Genomic DNA, 4,313 nt, shown 5'->3' on the forward strand with positions numbered 1-4,313 from the left:
ACTCAACACGATCGAGGCCACCGGCGCGCGGCATCCCGGTTTCCGCCGGGCCCACAGCAAGGGCATCTGTGTGACGGGCACCTTCCAGGGCACGGCCGAGGGCGCTGCGTTGTCCAAAGCCGGGTGTTCTCGCAGACGGCGGTGCCGGTGCTGGGGCGGATGTCGATCGGCGGCGGCGATCCGCATGGCGCCGATGCCGCGGCCCGCGTGCGCAGCATGGCGCTGCAACTGCGCAGCGACGACGGCCAGGAGTGGCGGATGGCGATGAACAGCTTCCCGTTCTTCGCCGTGCCCTCGGCGGCGGCGTTTCTGGAGCAGACCCGCGCCCAGATCCCGGATCCGGCCACCGGCAAGCCCGACCCGGCCAAGATGGCCGTCTTCCTGGACAAGTACCCGCAGGCGCGGCGATTCCAGGCCTGGGCCAAGTCGGCACCGTGGTCCAGCAGCTGGGCCAACACCGCCTACAACGGCATCCACAGCTTCCGCTTCATCAATGCCGCCGGCGACACCCAGCCCGGTGCGCTGGTCGATGCGGCCCCAGGCGCCGTTTGTGGAAATGGACAAAGCCCAGCGCGCGCAGGCTCCGCTGGACTATCTGGCCGAGGAACTGGGCCAGCGCCTGGCCGCCGGCCCGGTGCGCTGGGACATGCAGGTGAGCCTGCCCGAGCCCGGTGATGCGATCGACGATCCCTCCCAACCCTGGCCCGAAAACCGCCAGCAGGTGACCGTGGGCACGCTGACACTGCTGCAGTGGCAGCCGCAGGCCGACGGCGCCTGCCGCGATCTGAACTTCGACCCCCTGATCCTGCCCACCGGCGTGGAAGCGTCCGATGATCCGATCCTGGCGGCGCGCTCGGCGGTGTATGCCAAATCATTCGACCGGCGCGAACGCGAAATCGCCAGCGGCAAAGCCATCCAAGCCACCGGCCAGGGAGTAACCCGATGAGCGGCTCACCCATGAAACCTGATCCTTCGCACTTCAACCTGCTCGCCCGCCTGCTGCACTGGAGCATGGCGGTGCTGATCCTGACGATGCTGTTTGTCGGCGTGATCATGGTCGCCTCGCTGACCTTGCGGCCGGTGCTGATCGACCTGCATCGCCCGCTCGGGATCGCCATCCTGCTGCTGGCACTGGTACGTCTGGGCAACCGTCTGAGCCACCGCGCGCCGCCGCTGCCAGCCGATCTGCCTGCCCTCCAGAAGTTCGCCGCGGTGGCATCGCACTGGGTGCTGTATGCGCTGATGCTGGCGATGCCGCTGATCGGCTGGGCGATGCTGTCGGCCGGCGGCTATCCGGTCGTGATGTTCGGCAGCGTGCATCTGCCGGCGATCGTGCCGCACTCGCCCGGGTTGTATGCGCCGTTGCGGGCAGCGCACGGGCTCCTGGCCTACCTGCTGTTCGCCACGGTGCTGGTGCACCTGTCGGCGGCGCTGTACCACGCCTGGGTGCGCCGCGACGGCGTGTTCCCGGCGATGGCCCGCGGCCCACGCCGCGAGCGTCCGTAACGGCTACAGCCAGCCTTTCTGCCGCGCGAGGCGATACGCCTCGATGCGGTTGGCCACGCCGAGCTTGCCGATGCATTCGGACAGGTAGTTGCGCACCGTGCCGTGCGACAGGCCGAGCTGTTCGGCGATCTCGTTGGCCGAGCGGCCTTCGCCGGCCAGTCGCAACACCTGGCGCTCGCGGTCGTTGAGCGGATCGGCTTCGGACCACGCTTCGACCGCGAGCTGCGGATCGATCGCGCGGCCACCGCGCTGCACCTGGCGCAGGGCCTCGGCCAGCTTCTCGGCCGGAGCATCCTTGAGCAGATAGCCCTGCACGCCGGCATCCAGCGCGCGGCGCAGGAAGCCACTGCGGGCGAAGGTGGTGACGATCACCACCTTCACCGGCAGCCCGTGGCGCTGCACGCGCTGGGCCAGTTCCAGCCCGGTCAGTCCCGGCATCTCGATATCGGTCACCAGTACATCGGGCGTGAGCCGCTGCAGCTCCCGCCAGGCGATCTCGCCATCGGCGCGGTGCCAATCACTTCGATATCCGTCTCCAGGTTGAGCAGCGCCGACAACGCGCCGCGCACCATCGCCTGGTCCTCGGCCAGCAGGATGCGGATCATGCGCGGACCTCCCCGGCCGCGGCTGCGTCAGGCGGCAACGGTGCAGCATCTGCCAGCGGCAACGACGGCGTCGTGGCGGTGACGGGAATGTGCACCTTCAGCCGTGTTCCCTGCCCCTTGGGCGAATCGATCCGCAGCTCGCCCCCCAGCGCCAGTACCCGCTCACGCATGCCGGCCAGGCCGTTGCCATTGGCCGCCACACCGCCTCGGCCATCATCGACGACCTCCATCCACACCGCCCCGGCCTCGCTGTGGATGGCGATCTGCGCCGCATTGGCCTGGGCATGCCGGGCGATATTGGTGGCCGCTTCGCGCAGGATCATCGACAGCCCCGCCTCGATCCAGGCCGGCATCGGCGGTGGCGGCGAATAGCGCAGATGCACATGCGAGGACTCCAGCAGCAGATGCGCCGAGGCCAGTTCGGCGGCCAGATCGGCGGCGCGGAATCCGGTGACCGCGCTGCGTACCTGCGCCAGCGCATCCCGGGCGATCTGCTCGGCCTCGGCCAGCTCGCGCTGCGATCGCTGCGGGTCACGCTCGAACAGCTTGCGCGACAGCTCCATTTTCAACGTGATCAATGACAGGGTATGGCCGAGCAGGTCATGCAGATCCCGACCGATGCGCTCGCGCTCGGCCGTGGCGGCCAGGCGGCGCACCTCTTCATGCGAGAGCCGCAGCGCGGCGTCCTTCTCGCTGCTGGCGCGCTCCACGTTGACGATGATGCCGATGATGACCGCCAGCACCGGCACCCAGGCAACGGTCTGCCACGGGTAGCCGATCCACGAGGCCAGCGCCACGAACACCACGTTCAACAGCAGCACTTCGATGAGGTAGCGACCGGTGCCGATGGCGCGGTTCGTCCGCAGCATCACGCAGCCGAAAATGAAGTAGTTGATGCCCGAGGGATACCCCCGCAGCAAGGCCAGCGACAACACGATCATCGCCAGCGCGAACAGCGGCGCGATGCGTCGGGATGACAGCAAGGTCAGCGCATACAGCAGCAGGAACAACGGATACGACCACAGGGTGATCAGCGCCCAGCGCACGGTGTAACCGCCGCCGAACATCGGCGTGATGAACACCCACACCGTCCAGAACAGATGGACCGCGTCGATCCACGGCCACTTGCCGAGCCTGAGGTTGTCGGCCACCACCGAATCCGGGGCCGGCGCAAGCCAGGCGGGGAGAAGACGGGACATCAGCGGACGGCTCCGGTTGCAGTGCGGGCCATGATGCCATCAGCCATGACGGCGCAGGCGCCACGCCGCCAGCAGCGTCACCGCGACAGTGAACACCGCCAGCCATGCCACATGCGGCCAGGTGCTGCCCGTATCGAAGCCGAGCGAGGACTGGGCGATCAGGTTCAGGTGATGACTGGGCCAGATCGGCGCCAGCGTGCGCAGCAACGGCGGCAGCATCGACAGCGGGAACCACAGCCCCGACAGCAAGGCCATCGGCAGGTACAGCAGGTTCACCAGCGCCGGCGCGGCATCGCCCTTCACCCGCGTGCCAATCAACAGACCCAACGCGCAGAACGGCAACGCGCCCAGCACACAGGTCACGGTCAGGCGCAGCACCTGGGATGCCGACAACGCCACGCCCGCGACCAGCACCGCCAGCACCTGCAACAGCACCCCGATCATCAGCGCCATCAACATCGCCATCACCATCTTGCCGATGAGGTAGGCGGCCGGTGGCATCGGCAGCGCACGTTTGAGCCTGAGCAGGCCGTTGCCGCGCTCCAGCGCCAGCGATACGCCAAAGCAGAACAGGCCGGGCGCCATCACCCCGAAGGTGGAATAGGTGCCCAGCAGGAAGCGCGGCCCGTCAGCGGAATGCCCCAACCCCAGCACCACCACGAACATCAGGTAGAAGATGGCGGGGAACAGCAGCGAGGGCAGCACGAAGCCGGGGCTGCGCAGGTAGCGCAGGCATTCGGCGCGCGCCTCCTGCAGATAGGCACCGAGCAGGCGCCGGCCGGACATGGCCGGCACGGTACGCGTACCGGCTTGGATCAACGGGGAGGTGTTCATCAGGCCGCCTGTGCGTGGGGGTGGGTGAGATCGTAAAACGCCTCTTCCAGTCCGGCCGGTTTGACCTCCAGCGCGGACAGGTCCGGATCGGCAGCGAGCAGGCGCCGCACCACCGCCTCCACCTGGTCGCAGGCCAGATGCAGGCGGTCGCCCTCGCGCTGTGCCTGGC

At 68.4% G+C, this 4,313-nt stretch carries 3 protein-coding genes and 2 pseudogenes; 2 read left to right on the forward strand and 3 right to left on the reverse strand.

The annotated features are described in order from the left end of the window. A pseudogene (locus JCM9942_RS11390) lies at positions 1 to 946 on the forward strand (catalase family peroxidase); the annotation flags it as partial. Between the two features lie 11 nt (positions 947 to 957). Further along, entirely contained in the window at positions 958 to 1,506 is a 549-nt protein-coding gene (locus JCM9942_RS11395; RefSeq protein ID WP_054659764.1) for a cytochrome b, read from the forward strand. A 3-nt stretch (positions 1,507 to 1,509) separates the two neighbouring features. On the opposite strand, the pseudogene JCM9942_RS11400 reads toward JCM9942_RS11395, so the two are convergent. From JCM9942_RS11400 to JCM9942_RS11410, 3 genes and pseudogenes are all read right to left on the reverse strand, one after another. Further along, positions 1,510 to 2,111 (reverse strand): annotated as a pseudogene (locus JCM9942_RS11400) (response regulator transcription factor). After that, a complete protein-coding gene (locus JCM9942_RS11405; protein ID WP_054659766.1) occupies positions 2,108 to 3,310 on the reverse strand; it encodes a sensor histidine kinase in 1,203 nt (400 codons plus the stop codon). The pseudogene JCM9942_RS11400 and the gene JCM9942_RS11405 overlap by 4 nt, the downstream one beginning before the upstream one ends. Before the next feature lie 39 nt (positions 3,311 to 3,349). Beyond that, a complete protein-coding gene (locus JCM9942_RS11410; protein WP_054659768.1) occupies positions 3,350 to 4,144 on the reverse strand; it encodes an ABC transporter permease in 795 nt (264 codons plus the stop codon). Between the last annotated feature and the right edge of the window lie 169 nt (positions 4,145 to 4,313).

The organism is Stenotrophomonas pictorum JCM 9942 (genome assembly GCF_001310775.1).
Lineage (GTDB): Bacteria > Pseudomonadota > Gammaproteobacteria > Xanthomonadales > Xanthomonadaceae > Stenotrophomonas > Stenotrophomonas pictorum.

What these genes read in the sequence shown, in the direction of transcription:
- JCM9942_RS11405 (WP_054659766.1), bottom strand. Translation starts at nt 3,310, where the DNA reads ATGTCCCGTCTTCTCCCCGCCTGGCTTGCGCCGGCCCCGGATTCGGTG.
- JCM9942_RS11395 (WP_054659764.1), top strand. Translation starts at nt 958, where the DNA reads ATGAAACCTGATCCTTCGCACTTCAACCTGCTCGCCCGCCTGCTGCAC.
- JCM9942_RS11410 (WP_054659768.1), bottom strand. Translation starts at nt 4,144, where the DNA reads ATGAACACCTCCCCGTTGATCCAAGCCGGTACGCGTACCGTGCCGGCC.